The 17,153-nt window shown below is 72.8% G+C and carries 7 protein-coding genes; 4 read left to right on the plus strand and 3 right to left on the minus strand.

The features are described from left to right. Nucleotides 1-249: 249 nt before the first annotated feature. The gene (locus tag GJV82_RS02555) at nucleotides 250-1,044 is read right to left on the minus strand and encodes a sigma-70 family RNA polymerase sigma factor (RefSeq protein ID WP_155098141.1); all 795 of its coding nucleotides are present in this window, start codon (nucleotides 1,042-1,044) and stop codon (nucleotides 250-252) included. Nucleotides 1,045-1,210: 166 nt separating this feature from the next. On the opposite strand from GJV82_RS02555, the gene GJV82_RS02560 reads away from it, so the two are divergent. Then, nucleotides 1,211-1,675: a MarR family winged helix-turn-helix transcriptional regulator gene (locus tag GJV82_RS02560; protein WP_318657202.1), complete on the plus strand. Its 465-nt coding sequence runs from the start codon at nucleotides 1,211-1,213 to the stop codon at nucleotides 1,673-1,675. A 204-nt stretch (nucleotides 1,676-1,879) separates the two neighbouring features. Continuing rightward, a complete protein-coding gene (locus GJV82_RS02565; protein ID WP_155098142.1) occupies nucleotides 1,880-3,085 on the plus strand; it encodes an SGNH/GDSL hydrolase family protein in 1,206 nt (401 codons plus the stop codon). 75 nt (nucleotides 3,086-3,160) lie between these two features. Here GJV82_RS02565 and GJV82_RS02570 read toward each other — a convergent pair whose 3' ends face one another. Further along, nucleotides 3,161-3,562: a hypothetical protein gene (locus GJV82_RS02570; protein WP_155098143.1), complete on the minus strand. Its 402-nt coding sequence runs from the start codon at nucleotides 3,560-3,562 to the stop codon at nucleotides 3,161-3,163. 557 nt (nucleotides 3,563-4,119) lie between these two features. Between GJV82_RS02570 and GJV82_RS02575 the strand changes: the two genes are divergently transcribed. After that, entirely contained in the window at nucleotides 4,120-8,460 is a 4,341-nt protein-coding gene (locus tag GJV82_RS02575; RefSeq protein WP_155098144.1) for an endo-alpha-N-acetylgalactosaminidase family protein, read from the plus strand. Between the two features lie 160 nt (nucleotides 8,461-8,620). Here the strand turns inward: GJV82_RS02575 and GJV82_RS02580 are convergent, their stop codons facing one another. Next, complete coding sequence (locus GJV82_RS02580) at nucleotides 8,621-10,234, minus strand: helix-turn-helix transcriptional regulator (protein WP_155098145.1); 1,614 nt, start codon at nucleotides 10,232-10,234, stop codon at nucleotides 8,621-8,623. A gap of 374 nt (nucleotides 10,235-10,608) precedes the next feature. Between GJV82_RS02580 and GJV82_RS02585 the strand changes: the two genes are divergently transcribed. Then, nucleotides 10,609-16,884, plus strand: coding sequence for a DUF7507 domain-containing protein (locus GJV82_RS02585; protein ID WP_196217168.1), 6,276 nt, complete (start codon nucleotides 10,609-10,611; stop codon nucleotides 16,882-16,884). The last annotated feature ends 269 nt before the right edge of the window (nucleotides 16,885-17,153 follow it).

Below are 17,153 nucleotides of genomic sequence, written 5' to 3' on the forward strand. Positions count from 1 at the left end.
CGAGGAACCCGACGATCATGCTGGTGAGAACACCTCTGTGTCGACGTGCAGTCCGTCGACGTGATGCGCAGCCGTGATTGCAGAAATCCTGCACACACGCTGCACGGGGAGTGCTGGAGCTCACGGAGCCCTGCCGACTCCTGCGCCGTTCTCATGCTGCACGCCGTCTTCGACGTCGGCAGCCTTGAGCCAATGACGAAGGCAGGACTCGTGCTCCCGAGGTCCTTGGCCGGATCGAGCTCCTGCCGGTCAGGCGTCGGCGGTCTGCGGTGTTGCGAGAGCCGGAGCGCGCGGACCGCGGCGTGGCCGAGACCCGGCGCGCCGAACGTCCCGGCGGACGGTGCGCGGGCGTCCTCGTCGGGGCTGGTCCGTGCTCGCGGAGACGTCGGCGGCGAGGAAGCGCTCGAAGCGCGCGAGGTCGCCGTCGTGCGTGGCGGCGGTGAGCTCGTCGACGAGCCGCCGGTGCTCGCGGGGGTCGACGGCGACGGCGTCGCGCTGGGCGAGCCGCGCTCGGGCGCGCCGTGCGAGCTGGCGAGTGTTGGCCTCGCTGAGGTCGAGGATCTGCGCGACGTGACGGTGGGGGTACCCGAAGGCCTCGCGCAGGACGTAGATCGCGCGCTCGACGGGCGTGAGCCGTGCGAGGAGCGCGAGAGCCGCGACCTGGATCGCCTCGACGCGCTCGGCGCACGTGGACGGGTCCGGGGACGTGTCGACCGGTTCGGGGATCCACGGCCCGACGCCGGTCTCTCGCCGTGCCCGTGCCGAGGCGCGCACGTTGAGGGCCAGGCGTGTCACCACCGTGGTGAGGAACGCGGCCGAGTTCACGACGCGTGACCGGTCGGTGCCGTGCCACCGCACCCAGGCGTCCTGGACGACGTCCTCCGCCTCCGGGGCGCTGCCGAGGATGCGGTGCGCGACGCCGACGAGCTGCGGCCGGACGGCGAGGAAGTCGGCGAGCGCCTGCGGATCCGGGTCGCGACGGGGTCTCTCCGCCGTCGTCCCGTGCGCGACGTCACGGATGCTCGTGCGTGCGGTCCTGGACATGACGGGTCTCCTCGCGTGCTGCGCACCTCATGTCGCGGAGCCGTCGGGTCGGTCGCCGGCGGGTCGCCGGTGACCTCTCGACGTGCCTCGTGCTCGATTACCTAGCACACCATTACCTAGTGCACGAGTCAATAGCGCACGCGTACCTCGTGGTAGCGTGAAAACCGTGACCGAGCAGCAGGGCGGCTCCGTACCGCTCGACGAGATGGTGTGCTTCAACCTCCAGGCCGCGGCACGCGCGGTCACCGCCGTGTACCGCCCGCTGCTCGAGCCGCTGGGCGTGACGTACACGCAGTACCTCGTGCTCGCCGTCCTCTGGGAACAGGGCGACAGCGCCGTGCGCGACCTCGTCGCCCGGCTCCAGCTCGACTACGGCACCCTCACCCCGTTGCTCAAGCGGTTGGAGCAGCGCGGCCTCCTGACCCGGCGACGCAGCGACCAGGACGAGCGGACCGTCATCGTGTCGCTGACTCCCGAGGGTGACGCGCTGCGCGAGCAGGCCACCGGGATCTACCCGGTGATCTGCGAGACCTTCGGCTTCACGCCCGAACGCGCGGCCGAGGCGCTCACGGTCCTGACGTCGATCGTCGACCACGCCGCGGGCGCCCACGGCATCGGACCCGACCGGTAGGGGGCGGGCCGCACGCAGTGACGCGGACGCGATCGCCGGTCGCGCCGGGCGGGACGCCCCGGTGGCGACGATGAACGCCTACCGCGACCTCGCGGCGGGCCGACGGCACGCCGCCCGCGCCTGGCCGCACGTCGTCGACGCCAGGGACCGGTTGCTGTCGACAGGGCCCGATCCTTCCCCTGAGTCCACGCCACGGGAGCACCCATGACCGAGCACACCTGGACCTCCGTCCCCCTGACCGACGAGTACGTGCGGGGCGCGGCGCGCCTCGAGCGCACCGCCCGCGGCGTCGCACCGCACCGGCTGCCGGAGCGAGCGGTGTCCCAGGCCGCCGACCCGCAGCTCTCGATGGTCGAGGCGCAGCCCTCCGGCGTGCGTGTCGCCCTGCGCACCGCGGCGACGGCCGTGCAGGTCGTCGGCTTCCGCTCCCGCGTGACGTACACGGGCGTGCCGCCGCGCCCGGACGGGGTCGTCGACCTCGTCGTGGACGAGGAGGCGGTCGCGCACGCGACGACGTCGGGCGGCTCGACGACCGTCGTCGACATGGCCACGGGAAGCACGACGTCGGACGAGGGGGAGGACTTCACCCTCACGTTCGACGGTCTCGCACCGGGGGCGAAGGACGTCGAGCTCTGGTTGCCTCACAACGAGATCGTCGAGGTCGTCGACGTCCGCGCCGACGCCCCGGTCGCGCCCGTGCCCGACGCGCGGCCGCGCTGGGTCCACCACGGCAGCTCGATCAGCCACGGCTCCAACGCGACCCGGCCCACCGGCGTCTGGCCCGTGGTCGCGGCGCGCCGGGCCGGCGTGGACCTGACGAACCTCGGCCTCGGCGGCAGTGCGCTCCTCGACCCGTTCCTGGCGCGCACGATCCGGGACACCTCGGCCGACGTCATCAGCGTCAAGATGGGGATCAACCTCGTCAACGCCGACCTCATGCGGATGCGCGCCTTCCGGGCCGCGCTGCACGGGTTCCTCGACACGATCCGCGACGGCCACCCGACGACGCCCCTGCTCGTCGTGTCGCCCATCTTCTGCGCGATCCACGAGACCACCCCCGGCCCCGGCGCGTTCGACCTCGAGGCGCTCGCGGAGGGCAGGGTCGCGTTCCGGGCGACCGGCGACCCGGCCGACGTCGCGGGCGGGCGGCTGACCCTGACGACGGTCCGCGCCGAGATCGCGCGCATCGTCGAGGAGCGTCGTGCCGACGACCCGAACCTGCACCACCTCGACGGCCTCGTCCTGTACGGCGAGGAGGACGCCGCGCTGCGGCCGTTGACCGACGCCCTGCACCCGGGCGCGGAGACGCACCGGATCATGGGCGAGCGCTTCGCCGACGAGGTCTTCGTGCGCGGACCCTTCGCCGACGTGGTCCGGGGTCGGGCGACGACGCCCGCCGCCCGGGGCTGAGCGGGTCACCAGGGCGGGTGTTGCCCGGGCGGGCGCCGCGCCGTCGTCGTGGAGGCACCCGGCGGGCGGTCGCGCTCAGGCGGACGGGAGCTCGGTGGCCTTGTCCCACGCGCCGACGACGCGACCGTCGCCGGTCTCGAGGCGGAACGGGGCGAGGGGCAGGTTCCCCGCGCGCCGGCGCGCCCGGAGCACGTCGAGCGCGGCGCCGTCGTCGGCCGCGCCGAACGGCTCCCCGCGGCGCGCCCCGCTCGCGGTGACGACGAGGTACGTCGCGAGCGCGTCGTCGTCGTGGTGGACCTGCTCGGCGAGCGCCGCGACCTCCTGCGCGAGCTCGAGGCTCGGCAGCGCGGCCCAGGTGCGCCGGGGCCCGTCGAGGGTCCACGTGCCGTCGTCGTCCTGACGCGCGACGTACTCGCGCGCGTCGTTGAGCGCGCGCCAGGTCGAGGCGTCGAGTGCGGTCCAGGTGAGCATGTTCATGGCGTCGTCCTGGGTCGGGCGGCGGCCTGGACTCTCGTCGGTCGAGCGTCTCCCCCTGCCTCCGGGTGCGACCCATCAGGCAGCGTACGCGCCGGGCGACCCCGGCGTGTCCTCCCAGAGGCGGACTTGTGCTCGTCCGCTCGGCGTATCCGGTCGACGGCGTCAGGCGCTGCTCACGCGGCGCGGCTCGCCCGGTCGTGGGTCAGGTGGGCGGGGGAGCGGTGCTCGCCCGGACGACGAGCTCGGGGCGCACGACCTCGGGCTCGTGGACCGTCTGCGGGTCCGTGACCAGCGCGACGACGTGCTCGACGGCGCGTCGACCGGACCTTGGGGAGCGGGAGGAGTACGTCGAGGTGCTCTGACCCGCCGCGACGCCGCCCGACGGCGGCGCCGCCCGGTCGCTCGCGCACCGTCGCCCGAACGCCCGCAGCCCACGCACCGCAGCCCGACCGGCTGCGGCCCGGACGTCCCGCGCCCGGACCGCGCCGCCGCAGACCGCACGACCGCACACCGGTCGACGTCGCGTCGCGTCGCCGACCCTGATCGAAGGAGCTCAGATGGCCCGATCGTCCAGACCCCCCGCCGGCGTCCCCGGGGGTCCCCCCGCGCGGCGCCGCCTCACGGCCCGGGGGCTCGTCGCGCTCGCGACCGTCCCGATCCTGGGGCTGCCCCTCGTCGCGGTCCCCGCGCACGCGGGCCCCGGCGCCACCACCACCGCGGTGGCCGGCCCGGCGTCGTCCCTCGCCGCGGCGGCGCTCGCGGCCGAGAACGCCGCCGACGGCGCGATCACCCTCGCGTCGGACGAGCTGGAGGTGCAGGTCGCGGACGACTTCCCGCGCGTCCTCACCTACACCGACCGCGCGACGGGAGCGAACCTCGCCGGCTCGACCCGGCCCGTGACCCAGGTCCTCCTCAACGGCACGGCGCGCGCCGTGACGGGCGAGGTCGTCGCGCAGTCCGACGGCGCGACGGCCTACCGCCTGACGTTCCCCGACCTGGAGGGCGTGACGATCGACGCGTCGCTCACGGTGGAGGGGCGCACGGTCACGTTCGAGGTCACGGGCATCGAGGACACCGCGGCGTTCCGCGTCGCGAGCCTCGAGATCCCGGGCCACGACCTGCTGTCCGTCGCGTCGGCCGACGACGGCGCGAACGTCGCGACCGCCGTCATCAGCCCGGACCGCGGCTCGGTGGGCGACACCTTCACCCCGGTCACCGCGCAGACGCCGACGAACGCGAACCCCGTGGGCTCGGCGTACGCGATCGTGTCGACCTCGGGCCTCGCCGCGTCGATCGTCACGAACAGCGTGTACGACGAGGCGTCCGGCAAGGCCGCGAACGAGGGCAACCGGCTCCAGCGCCAGGCCTTCGCCGCGGACGGCGGCGTGCGCGTCGGCGTGTGGTCCGGCGCGTGGACGTACCGCGCGCAGGGCTCGCCGACCACGGAGGAGCTCCCGCGCGCGACGGTCGTCGTGACGCCGGACGCGAACGACGACGGCACGGTCGACTGGCAGGACGGCGCGATCGCGTACCGCACCGTCGCGCCCAAGGCGCTCGGCGCCGACCAGGTGCCGGACCGCGTCGTCTCGCACATCCCGTTCAACTTCGCCTCGCAGGCGACGCACCCGTTCCTGCGCACGCTCGACGACGTCAAGCGCATCTCGCTCGCGACCGACGGCCTCGGGCAGATGGCCCTGCTCAAGGGGTACGGCTCCGAGGGGCACGACTCCGCGCACCCCGACTACGGCGGCAACTACAACGAGCGCGCCGGCGGCCTCGACGACCTGCGCGAGCTGCTGGTCGAGGGCGGCGAGTGGAACGCGGACTTCGGCGTCCACATCAACGCGACCGAGTCGTACGCCGAGGCGAACGCGTTCTCCGACGAGCTCGTCGACGCCGGGGCCAAGGGCTGGAACTGGCTCGGGCAGTCGTACTACATCGACCAGCGCCGCGACATCAACAGCGGCGACCTCGCGTCGCGCATCGGGCAGCTCGCCGACGAGACCGGCGGCGACCTCGACATGCTCTACGTGGACGTCTACTACAACTACGGGTGGCAGGCCCGGGCGCTCGCGAACACGGCGCGCGAGAACGGCTTCTCGATCGCGTCGGAGTGGTCCGACAAGTTCGAGGCCGACTCCCTGTGGAGCCACTGGTCCGCGGACGAGAACTACGGCGGCGCGACGAACAAGGGGCTCAACTCGCAGATCGTCCGCTTCGTCCGCAACGCGGAGAAGGACACGTGGAACCCGCACCCGCTGCTCGGGAACGCGCGGATCGTCGAGTTCGAGGGCTGGACGGGCCAGGTCGACTGGAACGCGTTCTACCGCAACGTGTGGCAGACGAACGTGCCCACCAAGTTCCTCCAGCACCACGAGATCGTGCGCTGGGACGACGACGAGATCGCCTTCACGGACGGCGTGACCGCGCGCGGCACGACCGCTGCGAACCGCGAGATCCTCGTGGGCGACGCGGTGGTCGCGCGCGGCGGGACGTACCTGCTGCCGTGGTCGGCCACCGACGCCCCGGGCGTCGAGGGCGAGGCCGCGGACGGCCAGAAGCTCTACCACTACAACCCGTCCGGCGGCGCCACGACGTGGACGCTCCCCGCGGACCTCGCGGGCGCGACGTCGCTCACGCAGTACCGCCTCACGGACACGGGCCGCGTCGAGGTCGGGTCCGTCCCGGTCACGGGCGGGCAGGTCACGGTCCAGGCCGACGCGAACCAGCCGTACGTGCTGTACCCGGTGGGCGTGCCGCAGGCCGCCGACGTCGACGCGGACTGGGGCCAGGGGACCGGCATCGTCGACCCGGGCTTCAACGCGGGCGACCTCGACGCCTACGACACGACGGGTGACGTGAGCGTCGAGCGCCTGTCCAACGGCCAGCACGTCGCCGCGCTCGGCGCGGGCGAGGCGTCGCTGTCGCAGGAGCTCGGCGAGCTCGAGCCCGGCACGTACGCCGCGAGCGCGTGGGTCGAGGTCGCGCCCGGCGCGTCGCGCCCGACGACGCTGCGCGTGAGCGGCGACGGCGTCGAGGAGGCGAGCGTCGTCGTCGAGCGGTCGACCGCGAAGAACCTCGTCGCGGCCGACGACAAGCACAGCCGGTACTTCCAGCGCGTCCAGGTCGAGGTCGACGTCACCCGGACGACCCGGCCGGTGCTGAGCGTCGAGGCCGGCGCGGGCACCGCCGTCGTGCGGGTCGACGACCTGCGCGTCGTGGCGACCGAGCGGGCCGAGGTGCCCGACGGCCTCGCCGAGGACGGCTCGACCGTCGTCGCGTTCGAGGACTTCGAGTCCGTCCCGCAGGGCTGGGGGCCGTTCGTCAAGGGCGACGCGGGCGGCGTGACCGACCCGCGCACGCACGTCGCGAAGCGCAACGCGCCGTACACGCAGGCCGGCTGGAACGGCAAGCGCGTCGACGACGTGATCGGCGGCGACTGGTCGCTCAAGGCGCACGAGGAGAACCAGGGCCTCGTCTACCGCACGGTCCCGCACACGGTCCGCTTCGAGGCGGGCCACCGCTACCGCGTGAGCTTCGACCACCAGAACGGTCGCGGCGGCCTCTACACGTGGGTGACGGGCTACGACTCGGTCGCGAGCGGGTCGCCGGTCTCCGTCGAGACGCGCGCGACGCCGCTCGGCGAGCAGCGCACGACCGCGCGGTTCAGCGAGGAGGTCGTCGCGAGCGCGTGCGGCGACACCTGGGTCGGGCTGCGCAAGGCCAGCGGCGGCGGCGACCAGGCCGACATGATCCTCGACGACTTCCTCGTCGAGGACCTGGGCCCGGCCGAGGCCGTCCCGGCCTGCGCGTCCCTCACCGTCTCGGGCGGCACGTCCGCGCTCGAGCCGGACACCGCGAACACCGTGACCACGCGCCTGCAGGTGCACGAGCCCGCCGCGGTGAGCGACGTCGTCGTGAGCCTCGACGTGCCCGACGGCTGGGAGGTCGAGGCCACGGGCGCCACGACCGCCGCCACCCTGCCCGCCGGCGGCGTGCTCACCACGACGTGGACCGTGACCCCGCGCGGCGACCTCACGGCGCAGGCGTACCGCCTCGACGCGAGCGCGTCGTACGCGACGACGGTCGACCCGGTGGGCGAGCGCACGACGACCGCCTCGCGCGACGTGTACGTCGTCGTGCCGCCGTCGGCGGGCGAGCACTGGGTCTCCGACCTGCCGTTCGTGTCGTCGACCAACGGCTGGGGGCCGGTCGAGCGCGACCTGTCCAACGGCGAGCAGGGCGAGGGCGACGGCACGCCGCTCTCGCTGCGCGGCACCGTCTACCCCAAGGGCGTGGGCGCGCACGCGAACGGCACCGTGCGCCTGTTCCTCGGCGAGCGCTGCGAGGCGTTCACGGCGACCGTCGGCGTGGACGACGTCCAGTCGCGCGGCTCCGTGGTGTTCGAGGTGCTCGGCGACGGCACGTCCGTCGTGAAGACGCCCGTGCTCCGCGGCGGCGGCGCGACGCAGGACCTCGCGCTCGACGTCACGGGCGTGCGGTACCTCGACCTCGTGGTCACCGACGGCGGCGACGGCAACGGCAACGACCACGCCGACTGGGCCGCCGCGAAGGTGACGTGCGCGGGCGGCGTCGAGCCGGAGCCCGAGCTGCCCGTCCAGGTGACGGCGGAGCCGCGGTGCCTCGCGGGCACGGCGTACGTCGCGGTGCGCGCGACGAACGCCGCCGACGTCGCGGTGTCGGCGCGCCTGGTGACGGCGTTCGGCGAGAAGGCGTTCGACGCCGTCGAGCCGGGCAAGGCCGCCTACCAGTCGTTCGCGACGCGCGCGGCGTCGGTCGACGGCGGGACGGTGACCGTGGAGGTCGCGGGCACCGTCGACGGCGTCGAGGTCTCCGGCAGCGCGGAGGCGTCGTACGACGCGCTGAGCTGCGCCTGACGGCGCGCGCCGGCCGCGCCCTCCCTCGCGGGGGGCGCGGCCGGCGCGTGCCCGGCGCACGACGTCGCCCGCGAGCACCGAGAACCCCGACGGGACCTCGACGTCTCGCGTGAGCTGCGGTCCACCCCGCGGCGGCGACGGTCCGCCGGAGGGGCCGCGCTCAGGCGGCGACGAGCCCGAGCTCCCGGGCCGCCGCGACGGCCTCCCTACGGCTCGTCACGCCGAGCTTGCGGTAGATGTGGCGGATCTGGGTCCGCACCGTGTTGATCGAGACGCTGAACCGCTCGGCGGCCTGCTCGGCGGTGCACCCCTCGCACAGCGCCTCGAGCACCACCCGCTCCCGCGGGGACAGGCGCTCCGCCAGGGCGACGCCCAGGACGTTGTGGTCCACCACCGTGCTCCCGCCCGGCAGCAGGCTCGACACCCCGGCGAGCCGTTCCAGCGTCTCGCGCTCCTCCGGGCGCATCCCGAGGAACGGCGCCACCTGCCTCGGGGTCGCGCGCAGGCGGAGCGCGCGCTGGAACCACGTGCGGGCCTTGTCCTCACGCCCCGCGCGAAGGTGCGCGACCGCGTTGACCACGTGCAAGCCGAGCGCGTCGTTCGGAGACAGCGGCGCCCGGCGGAGCGCGGACGACGCGAGGCTGATCGCCTCGACGGTCTCGCCGAGGACCAGATGCGCCCACGCGTGGTGGGTCGAGAGCCACTCGTCGTTCGGGTCGTGCTCGTGGGCGAGCTGGAGGACACGGCCGGCGCCTCCCGCACGCACCAGGAGCTTGGCCTCGCCTCGCAGTGCCACGCGTCCCAGGAACGTGTCGCTCTCTCGGCCGACCACGCCGTGCAGCAGGCGCAGCTCGTCGATCTCCCGCAGCCCGCGCAAGGGGTCGCCGTAGTGCGCGTGGTAGCAGGCCAGCACGTGCGCGTGGAACGCCCAGAGATCCGGCCGGTGGGGCGCGAGAGCCTCGTACCCGGCGAGAATCGCGCGCGCCGTCTCGGGGTCGCCCTCGTCGATGGCGAGCTGTGCGGAGGCGAGCGCGTCGGCGCCCATGTGGGCCGAGGCGACCCAGTCGGGGAACGGAGGCTCGTCCGCGAGCCTCTCGAGGTGCCGCCAGGCGAGCCGGTGATGGCCGCGGTACGCCCCGAGCAGCGCGAGGTGCGCCGTCGCCGTCACACGTGCGTAGTGAGCGGACGGGCGGTCACCCGCCTCCTCGGCCGCGCGCGAGAAGAGGGTGGCGGCGGCGTCGTCCGCCCCGGAGAGCATGGCCGTGATCCCTCGCTGGGCGCTCAGCCACCCCGGTCTCGCCGCGGGTCGGATCGCGGCCCACGGGAGCGCCGCGTGCGGTGCGTCCTGCGCACGCGCGTCCAGCCAGGCACCGACCCGCTCCGACGACGCGTAGTCACGGCGGCTCCGGTGGGCGACGACTGCCGCGGTGCCGGCGCACAGCGTGTCGGGGAGCCGACTGAGCCGGTCGAGGCGTCTGACGGACCGCAGGCCGGCCCGGACGTAGAGCTGGAACGATCGGGACACGGCGTCGTCGTCGCCGCGCGCGTAGGCCTGTCGGCGCTGCGCGAGGAGGGCGAGATGGGTCAGCCGAGGCCGGCGCTCGAGGACGTCGGGAGGGACGTCCCCGAGCATTCGCATCACCTCGTCGGCGAACTGGTCGGGCAGGTCGTACCACTGGGCGTCGAACGTGCACTCGAGGGCGTCGAGGTCGCCGGCGCGCACTGACAGCAGGGTCTCTTCCCTGGTCAGCGGCGCATGCAGCGTCCAGGTCATGCCGTGATCTTGATCGAAGTCGAAAATAATGCAACTGCGGCGGACGTGTCCCGAGGGTGAATTCCGCCAGGCCTGCGTTTCTTCACCAAACTGGTGATCCAGCGGATGAAATTTCTGGCTTCGCCCGTCATGGGACCCGCGTCCCACGGTCCTATGAAGTGCTCAGCGTGGACGCGACGTGTGCGTCCGCACGACGAAGGGGACACCCGATGCATGGAGTTGGACGTGACGGCGACCCCGTCGCCGCTCGGAGGTCGACGGCGCCGCGCGGTGCCCGCCACGCACGTGTGAGAGGACGCCGCGCATCTCGCGGCCGCAGGATCCTCGGCGCGATCCTCGCTCTGGTCACCGCGGGCTCCGGCCTGGCGGCCTCGGTGGCACCGGCGACCGCGGCGACCGTGTACGAGCTGCAGGGCGAGTGGGCCTCCGGCACGCCGACGACTCTCGCGACCGGCGACGCCGTCTCCCCGACGTGGTGGTTCAACGTCAACGACGACGAGGCGGCGCCCGACAACGAGCCCGTCGAGGACGTGACCGTGACCGTCACCGCGCACGGCGCGGTGTTCGACTCGTTGCCGCCCGTGTGCCGTACCGACGGCGTGGACCCGGCCTCGAGCATCTCCGGTGACGGGTCGACCCTCGTGTGCAACGTCGGCACGCTCGACCGCGGGACCGCGTTCTCCCTGACGACCCCCATGCGCGTGACGGCCCGGACCGGTGAGACGGTGAGCGCCGACGCGACCGTCGGCGGTCAGGCGGCGGACGTGCCGGAGCTGACGGTCCAGAACGCGTTCCTCCAGGACATCTACTGGGTCCAGGCCACGACGCAGTCCACCAACACCGCGACGTACCGCGACCTCGTGTTCAACTGGACGCTGTTCCACGGCGCATACAGCCCCGCGGGCCCCGACACCGTGCAGTACGAGCTCACGCTGAGCAACACGCTGGGTGCGACGATGCAGCTCGGCCCCGACGGGTGCCGTGCCTTCACGAGCGGCACCGCGAGCGGTCACCCGTGGTCCGGCGGTTCCCATGACGCGAGTCAGATGGCACCGTTCCCCGGGACGTGCGTGCTGACCCGCAACAGCAGCACCTCCTACACGCTGACCATCTCGGGGATCGACTACAGCCACACGCAGGTCCCCACCAAGGATTCCGCGGGGAACGCTCTCCCCACGGACCGCGTCGCCGTCGCGTCGGGTCAGGTGCAGATCCGCGTCATGTCCGGCGCGACCGCCGGCGGGCTGTCGCTGACCTCGAACGCCCCCACGTACACGGCCGTCGATGGGCAGACGTACACGGACGACCCGTCCAACAACTCCTCGAACCGCACGTGGACCGCCGGGTACTGGACGCACGCGTGGACGTACTCCTACACCGGTCAGAGAAGCTCCTCCTGGTCGGACACGTACCGCGTCGCTCCGGGGACGGAGGTCAGTGCCGCCGCGTCGGTGAACTACCCCAACGTGTCCTCCCCCAACGCCACCCAGGGTGCGTTGTGCGTCGTGCTCGACACCCGGTACGTGGAGTTCACCGGGGCGATGACGCGCTTCGACAACGCCACCACCGGACCGGACGCCGGGCTGCCGCTGGCCTACTACACGGGCAACTCGGCGCTGCTCAACCCGAGCAGCGGCTCGTACGACCCGAACGCGTTCGAGTGCCAGGGCTCGGCGGGGTGGACCACCACGATGCCCGCGGACCCGACGACCATCAAGGCCGTGCGCACGATCTACACCCCGACGAACGCGATCAAGGAGCGCCGTGTGGTGCTTCAGGTCACGCAGCGGATCAAGGACACCACCCCGGTCGGCACGCCGGTGTGGACGTGGGGCGCCTACATGAACGCCGCGAACCCCAACAACGTGTGGGTCTACCCCAACAGGTCCTCGAACCCGGCCGACATGCCCGTCAACGGCACCGTCACCCCGAACTCGCGCTACGCGTACGCGGCGGGTGGTCGTGACATCCTGCGGACCATCGGTGTCACTCCGGACGTGGAGAAGTCCGTCCTGCCGATCACGGTCGACCCCGGTGGCGAGGCCACGTACACGCTCGACTACTCGGCGAACGGCACCGGTGCCGTCGCGCCGACCGTCGACGACTACGTGCTGACCGACACGCTTCCCGCCGGCGCGACGTACGTGCCCGGCTCGGCGAGCCCCGAGCCCGCCGTCACCACGGACGGCAGCGGGCAGCAGGTGCTCACCTGGACGCTGGACGGGGTGGCGACGAACGTCGCGCACTCGCTGAGCTACCGCGTCCAGTTCCCCGATGACCTCCAGGGCGGGGACCGGCTGGTCAACTCGGTCAACGCGGCGGTCGGGGGCATCACCTCGGGCAACGCGACCGCGTCCGTCGTCGTGAGCGACTCGGGGCTCACGAAGGTCATCAAGACCGCGGACCAGGCCTTCATCCCGAACCTCGCCGGAGACGGTGTAGGTACGGGGTCGTGGACCGTGCTCGTCCGGTCGCAGGACCCCATGCCGCAGTCCTTCGTCGACGTCATCGACATCCTGCCGTACGTCGGTGACGGCCGTGGGACGTCCTTCAGCGGCTCCTATGAGCTCGACGGACCTGTCACGGCATCGATCGGATCCACCGTCTACTACACGACGGCGGACCCGGCGACCCTCACGGACGACCCGGCCGACCCCGCGAACGGCTCGGCGGGTGACGTCTCGGGGAACACCGTGGGCTGGACGACCACGTTCACTCCCGACGCGACCGCGGTGCGCGTGATCACCGGCACCCTCGCGCCGCGCGGCGAGTTCACCATCTCGGTGCCCGTGGTCACGGACGGCATGCTCGGTGGGGACACGCTCGTGAACCGGTCCCAGGGGCGCGCCGAGAACACGCGTCTGGTCATGCGGACGTCGGCGTCGACATCGATCGCGAACTACTACTCCGCGTCGCTCAAGAAGTACGTCCAGGACGAGTTCGGGAACTGGCGAGACGCGAACGACCCGCTGGACTACCCGCAGTTCCGCGTGGGGGACACGGTGCGGTACCGGATCGTCGTGGAGAACACCGGTCAGGGGACCCTGACGAACGTCGCTGTCTCCGATGACCAGCAGCCCGAGCTGGGCTCGTTCGTCATCGACTCCCTCGCTCCGGGGGAGACGCAGAGCCACGAGTTCGAGATCGACATCGTCGAGCCGGTCGATGACGTGATCGTGAACACCGCGTGCGCGGACGCCGACATCCCGGAGGACTCCGGGGTGGAGCCGACGATCAACTGCGACCCGGCCGGGTTCACCGTGGTGGGCACGCCCACCCACACCAAGGAGGTCGTCTCCGCGACGCCCGTCGGTGACGGGCGCTGGGAGGTCGTCTACGAGATCGTGGTGAGCAACACCCAGACCCCCTCGACGACCTACACTCTCGAGGACACCCTGCACTTCACGGACCAGGCGACCGTCGTGTCGGCGGCCGTGACGCAGGCGCCGGCCGGCGTGGTCCTCGCCGACCCGGCGTGGGACGGCCAGGAGAACGTGACGATCGCGACGGACGTGCCGCTCGCCGGTCAGGACGACGACGGGTACGAGCCGCACGTCTACCGCCTCACGGTGCTGGCCGACGTGCCTCTGCAGCTCGACGGCGCAGGGTCGGGCGAGGACGACCCGACGGCGTGCCCGGCGGAAGGGTCCGACGCGGACCAGGGCTTCAACAACACCTCGCACATGACGGGTCCGGAGGGCGAGCCCGAGGACGACCAGGCCTGCGCGCCCATCCCCTCCATCGACGTGGAGAAGTCGGTCTCTGCGGGTCCGGTGCCGAACGGTGACGGGACGTGGACGGTGACGTACGACCTCGTCGTGACGAACACCGGCATGGGGGACGGGATCTACGACATCGCGGACCGGATGACCGCGGACGGTGACCTGCAGGTCGTCTCGGGTGAGGTGGTCACGGTGCCGGACGGTGTGACGCCGAACGGGTCGTGGACCGGTCTGGGTGCCGAGGGCGCGCCGGAGAACGTCATCGCGAGCGGGGTGAGCCTGCCCGCGGGCGGCACCCACACCTACCAGGTCGAGGTCGTGCTGGCGATCGAGGGTGACGGCGGCGCGCCGCTCGTCACCTCGTGCGAAGCGGAGCCCGAGGGCGCCCCGGGTGGGCTGTCCAACGCGGCCGCGATCCAGCACAACGACCTCACCGACTCGGACGAGGCGTGCGTGACGGTTGCGGCGATCACGGTGGAGAAGTCGATCGCCGAGGGTCCGGTGCCCAACGGTGATGGGACGTGGACGATCACGTATGACGTGGTGGCGCAGAACGTGGGTGCTGCTGCGGGTGAGTACGACGTGTACGACCAGTTGCGGTACGGCGAGGGGATCGAGATCGTCTCGGCGCAGATCACGCAGGCTCCTGATGGTGTGACGCCGAACGGGTCGTGGACGGGTCTGGGTGACGCGTCGTCGTCGCCGGAGAACCTGGTGGCTGATGGCGTGGAGCTGGATGCGGGTGGCGTGCACACGTACCGGATCGTGGTCACGGTCGAGATGGACGAGTCGACGATCGACCCGAGCGTGCTGCAGTGCCCGGAGCCGGGTAGCGGTGGTTCGGGTGGTCTGGCGAACTCGACGAGCCTGGATCACAACGGGATCGTCGCGGGTGACGAGGTGTGTGCCTCGTTGCCGTTGATCGATGTGGAGAAGTCGGTCTCTGCGGGTCCGGTGCCGAACGGTGACGGGACGTGGACGATCACGTACGACCTGGTGGCGACGAACTCGGGGCAGGCTTCGGGTGAGTACGACCTGGTGGATCGTCTGCAGTACGGCGAGGGCGTCGTGGTGGAGTCCGCGACCGTCGTGTCCGCGCCCGACGGCGTGGTGACGGAGGCGGGCTGGACCGGTCAGGGCGCCGCCGGGTCGCCTGAGAACGTGGTCGCCGAGGGCGTGACGCTCGGGGCCGACTCCGCGCACACGTACCAGGTGCAGGTCGTGGTCTCGCTGGATCGGGCCGTGGTGACTCCTGAGTCGCTGCAGTGTCCGGAGCCTGGTTCGGGCGAGGGTGGCGGTCTGGCGAACTCGACCGAGCTGACGCACAACGGTGAGACCTCCGCCGATGACGCGTGCGCCTCGCTGCCGCTGATCGACATCGTCAAGTCGTTGTCGGGAGCGGTGACGCCGGTGGAGGGCGAGCCGGGCCAGTACGACGCGGTGTACGAGATCACGGTGACGAACGCCGGCCCGGGTGACGGCCTCTACGACCTCACGGACGAGCTCGCACCAGGCGAGGGCGTCGAGGTGCTCGGCGTCCAGGACGTCGTGACCGACGCGCCGGAGCCGGTGGCGCTCAACCCCGGCTTCGACGGCACGAGCGACACCCTCGTGGTGGCCGGGCAGCCGATCGCCGGGGCGACGACCGCACCCGTCGTGCACACCTACACGGTGACCGTGCGGTACGCGGCAGACCTGTCCGACGTCGAGATCCCGGACACCGACGCGTGCACGACGGGTGACGGGTCCACGGTTGCGGGCGGTCTGGCGAACACCGCGACGGTGGGCTGGAACGGCCTGGACGGGACGGACGACGCGTGCGTGCGCCCCGGCAAGCCGACCCTCGACAAGGCGCTGGTCTCCGCGGCGCCGGCCGGCGACGGGACGTGGGAGGTCGTCTACGACCTCACCGTCGGCAACGTCGGGGGCGAGGCCACGACGTACGACCTGGACGACGAGCTGCTCTTCGCCCCCGTCGTCACGGTCGACTCGGTCGCCGTGACCGGCCCCGAGGGCGTGACGGTCAACGCCGGGTTCGACGGCGCCGCCGACCAGCGCATCGCCACGGGCGTGTCGATCGCGGGCATGGACGACGAGGGCTACGCCCCGCACGTCTACCGGGTCACGGTGGTCGCGCACGTGCCGCTGTCCTTCGCCGCGGACGACGTGGACGAGGACGGGACCGGCTCGCCGGCCTGCACGGTCCCCGCCGGGTCGAACACGCTGCAGCAGGGCCTGAACAACGCGGCCACCCTCACCGACGAGACCGGTGGGACGCAGACCGACACCGACTGCGCCCCGCTGCCGTCGATCGACGTCACCAAGTCGACGGACGGCGACCCCGTCCAGGGCGACGACGGCTCGTGGACCGTGCGGTACGCCGTCACCGTCACGAACGACGGCGGCTCGGCCGGCGTGTACGACCTCACCGACCGCCTGCGCTACGGCGCCGGCATCACGGTGCGGTCCGCCACGGTGACCGCGACGCCCGAGGGCGTGACGGCGTCGGCCACGTGGACGGGTCAGGGTGCGGAGGGCGACGCCGCGAACGTCGTGGCTGCCGACGTGGACCTCGCCCCCGGGGCGACCCACGTCTACCGCGTCGAGGTCGTGGCGGCCGTCGACCCGGGCAGGGCCGACGCGACGACGTTCGCCTGCCCCGCCCCGGGCTCGGGCGAGGCCGGTGGGTTCGCCAACACGGCGGGCGTCGGGCACAACGACCTGACCGACGCGGCCGACGCGTGCGCCGCGCCACCGGAGCCGGTCGACCCGGCCCAGCCGGGGACTCCGGGAGCGCCGGGCAAGCCCGGAAGCTCGCTCGCCACCACCGGCGCGACCCTGGCGTGGGTCGCCGGGGGAGCAGCGCTCCTGCTGCTCCTCGGGATGCTGGCCCTGCTCGCGGCGCGTCGCCGCCGGCTGACCAGCTGACAGCGGGACCGGACGGCCCTGCCCGCGACCTCCAGCGCGGGCAGGGCCGTCCTCCACCGGCGACGCGAGGGCGCTCGTCGGACGACCCGTCTCGAAGGAGGGCGATGATGCGTGGCGGTACGGTGCACCGCGTGCTGCGCCCCACGATCTGGGGCTACGCGACGCTGACCCGTCGCAGTCATCCCGCCCTGGCGGGCGGCGGAGGCACGCGACGCGTCGACACGGTCCTTCCCCCGGTCCTCACCCCGGACGAGCTCGACGGGTTCCAC

Origin of the sequence: Cellulosimicrobium composti (assembly GCF_009711085.1) — a bacterium.
Classification (GTDB): Bacteria; Actinomycetota; Actinomycetes; order Actinomycetales; family Cellulomonadaceae; genus Cellulosimicrobium; species Cellulosimicrobium composti.